Here is a 3197-nt window from a genome sequence, read left to right on the forward strand (position 1 = left end):
AAGCAGTTCAGCACCGCGTTCGCGATGGACGGAATCTCACCGAACGGCAGAGTCGATTACTCGATCAAGGCCTCCGGCCTGACGATCCCGCAGCAAGCGCTGCCCGCCTGGAGCGTCGCGTTGCTGCCGACGGATATCGACCTCAACTTCGGTGGCGCCAATATTGATCTCGATACGATGGCAAGGAAGACGATCGAAGCCTTTGATCTCAATAAGAATCCGTCGCTGCCGGATGCATTCGGCAAGGCTTTGGTCGAGGATTTCAAGGCCAAGAAGCCCAAGATCGTGTTCGGGCACTCGACAGTGAAGAATGGCGGTATCGAAGTCGCCATGGAAGGCGAGGTGTATTTCCCGGATAGCAAGAAAGCCGATGGGAGCATGACCATCGACGTCGCCGGCTACGACAGGATCGTCGATGCCCTGAAGGAAGCGGCAAAGAGCGATGAGCAAATGGTGCAGGCCTTCCCGTTCGCGCTTGCCGTCAAGGGTTTTGGCAAGACACTGCCTGACGGTCGCCTGGAGTGGGTGATCAACACCAAGGCCGATGGGTCCATCGTCGTCAACGGCGCCATGCTGAAGGGCCCGGATAAAGTCCAGGACGACAGCGCGGGGCAGGATGACAATTCGAGCGGCGATGACGGCGCGAACAGAACTGACAATTCAACCGGCGGGGCCGATTCGGACGGCGGCGACAATGGCGGGGCTGGAGCGAAGCTGCAGCCCTGAGCGCCTGAATTATAGCCCGAGCGCGCCCGCAATCCTCGGCGCCGCCTCGCGCCAGTTATCGACCGAGATGATGTCGTCCGGCGTCGGCGGCAGGAAAGCGCGCAGCGAATTGTCGGCCATCAGGTGAAAGAGATGCGCGTCGGTAACCGACTTGCGCGCCGACGCCAGGTTGGCGGGCTGGTCGTCGACGAAGGCGACGGGCCGGCCCTTGGCGCCGCGCAGCTTGGCGATGGCCGGGCCCTTTGCCATTTCCGTGGTCAGCAGAGGGTAGATCAGGCCAAGCGCGTCGAGATACGCCCGGCGCACGGCGCGGTGCTTGTGCGGCATCGCGGTCAGGAGCACGATCTCGGCGCGCTGTCCGAGCGACGCCAGCGCCTCCGCGGCGCCGTCGGTAATGCTTTGCCAATCGGCCTGGGCATCGAAGAAATCGCCGAGAAGCGCCGTGACCTCGGCCTGCTCGATCAGCCGGCCGGACGCCGTCTCGGCGATGTTGCCGGTGAGGCGGAAGGAGGCGAGGGTCAGCCCGAAGCCGCGCGACTTCAGGTAGTGCGGGAAGGGACGGATAAATTCGAGCACGACATCATCGACATCGAGCACCAGCAGCGGCCGGTCGTCGGCCGCCAACTCCTCGATCTGGCGCGCGGTTTCGGGATCGTCGCTCAGGTCGAGCGCTCATGATCGTCATTGCCGAGCGGCAGCTCCCGCAAGGCCTTGCCGACGGCAGCCGGTGGCGTGCCCGTTTCCTCGGCAAAGCGCAAAAGCGTCGGCTCGTGGGCGAGGATGAACTGCAGCACGCCGGCAAGGAAGCCCGGCTCCGCGGCAGCGTGGCGGATCGACCGCGCCTCGATGCCGGTTATCGCCAGGAAGCGAGGCAACAGCTCCGGATCGCCGGCGACGAAGCCAAGCGCCCTGACGGCAAGGGTTTCCGCCTCCTCGCGCATTGACGCTGCGTTCGTCATCATTACCTTTTGCCGATGTGCATGTTGAGTCTTTCTTCCGCAGTAATGGCAAGCGTCGCTTGCGGCAAGTCTCAGCCGCTTCAGCCCTGCAGCCGCAAGTGGAATGGGTGTGCTTTTCCAACGGCAGGTTTGCGTTTCGTCAATCATATTGACTTAGGGTACAGGCGGGTTGGGTGCGATCCGGCAAGGACGCATGACGGCGGTCTTCGGCTCAGGGGACCGTCGGGACGGGAAATTGATGGCTAAGAAGGTCATGATCGTCGAGGACAATGAGCTCAACATGAAGCTCTTTCGGGACCTCATCGAAGCCAGCGGTTACGAAACGGTCCGCACGCGCAACGGCCTGGAGGCGCTGGATCTCGCGCGCCAGCACCGGCCGGACCTGATCCTGATGGACATCCAACTGCCCGAGGTTTCTGGCCTGGAAGTGACCAAGTGGCTGAAGGAAGACGACGAATTGCACTCGATCCCGGTCATCGCCGTCACCGCCTTCGCGATGAAGGGCGACGAGGAGCGCATCCGCCAGGGTGGTTGTGAGGCCTATATTTCCAAACCAATCTCGGTGCCGCGCTTCATCGAAACGATCAAATCCTATCTGGGCGATGCCTGAGCCGGAGCCTTTGAGATGACCGCGCGGATCCTCGTCGTCGATGACATCCCCGCCAATGTGCGGCTGCTGGAGGTTCGGCTGCTGGCCGAATATTTCGAGGTGCTGACGGCCGGCAACGGCCCGGATGCGATCGAGACCTGCGAAAACGGCAAGGTCGATGTCGTGCTGCTCGACGTGATGATGCCGGGCATGGACGGCTTCGAGGTCTGCAAGCGGCTGAAGAGCGACCCGGCGACCTCGCATATTCCGGTTGTCATGATCACCGCGCTCGACCAGGTATCGGACCGGATGCGCGGCCTCGAGGCGGGCGCCGACGATTTCGTCACCAAGCCGGTCAATGATCTGCAACTGATGACGCGGGTGAAGAGCCTGGTCAGGCTGAAGTCGCTGACCGACGAATTGCGGCTGCGCGCCTCGACCACGCGCAACATCGGCATCGAAGAGCTGCTCAGCCGCAACTTCGCGACGGAAGACACCAAGCCCAAGGTGCTTCTGGTGGACGAGCGCAAGTCGTCTATCGAGCGTATCCAGAAGATGCTTCGCGGCAGCGCCGATCTCGACGTCGCCACCGATCCGAATGCCGGATTCTTCCAGGCCGCCGAGACCGCCTATGAATGCGTGCTGATCTCGACGGCCTTCGCCGATTTCGATGCGCTCCGGCTTTGCTCGCAACTGCGCTCGCTCGACCGCACCCGCTTCCTGCCGATCATGCTCTTGGCCGATGAGGGCGAGGAGGGCCGCATCATCCGCGGCCTCGAACTCGGCATCAACGACTATCTGACGCGGCCGATCGATCAGCACGAGCTGACGGCCCGGCTGCGCACGCAGGTGCGGCGCAAGCGCTATAACGATCAGCTGCGCGCCAGCGTCACCCAGACCATCGAGATGGCGGTGACCGACGC

4 protein-coding genes and 1 pseudogene are annotated in these 3197 nt (G+C 62.9%); 3 read left to right on the forward strand and 2 right to left on the reverse strand.

Annotated elements, in window-relative coordinates; translation table 11 throughout:
- Positions 1 to 726 (forward strand): annotated as a pseudogene (locus EOA32_RS35375) (hypothetical protein); the annotation flags it as partial.
- Between the two features lie 9 nt (positions 727 to 735).
- On the opposite strand, the gene EOA32_RS35380 reads toward EOA32_RS35375, so the two are convergent.
- Positions 736 to 1389: a hypothetical protein gene (locus EOA32_RS35380; protein ID WP_095829924.1), complete on the reverse strand. Its 654-nt coding sequence runs from the start codon at positions 1387 to 1389 to the stop codon at positions 736 to 738.
- Complete coding sequence (locus tag EOA32_RS35385) at positions 1386 to 1685, reverse strand: DUF3572 domain-containing protein (RefSeq protein WP_095826132.1); 300 nt, start codon at positions 1683 to 1685, stop codon at positions 1386 to 1388. The genes EOA32_RS35380 and EOA32_RS35385 overlap by 4 nt, the downstream gene beginning before the upstream one ends.
- Positions 1686 to 1923: 238 nt before the next feature.
- On the opposite strand from EOA32_RS35385, the gene EOA32_RS35390 reads away from it, so the two are divergent.
- Positions 1924 to 2295 carry a response regulator gene (locus EOA32_RS35390; protein ID WP_027166515.1) on the forward strand — a complete coding sequence of 124 codons (372 nt, stop codon included), beginning with the start codon at positions 1924 to 1926 and terminating at the stop codon, positions 2293 to 2295.
- 15 nt (positions 2296 to 2310) lie between these two features.
- Positions 2311 to 3197: response regulator (locus tag EOA32_RS35395; protein WP_128374166.1), on the forward strand; the 887-nt coding region annotated here is incomplete at its 3' end.

The organism is Mesorhizobium sp. M1A.F.Ca.ET.072.01.1.1 (assembly GCF_004023325.1).
In the GTDB taxonomy this organism is placed as follows: domain Bacteria; phylum Pseudomonadota; class Alphaproteobacteria; order Rhizobiales; family Rhizobiaceae; genus Mesorhizobium.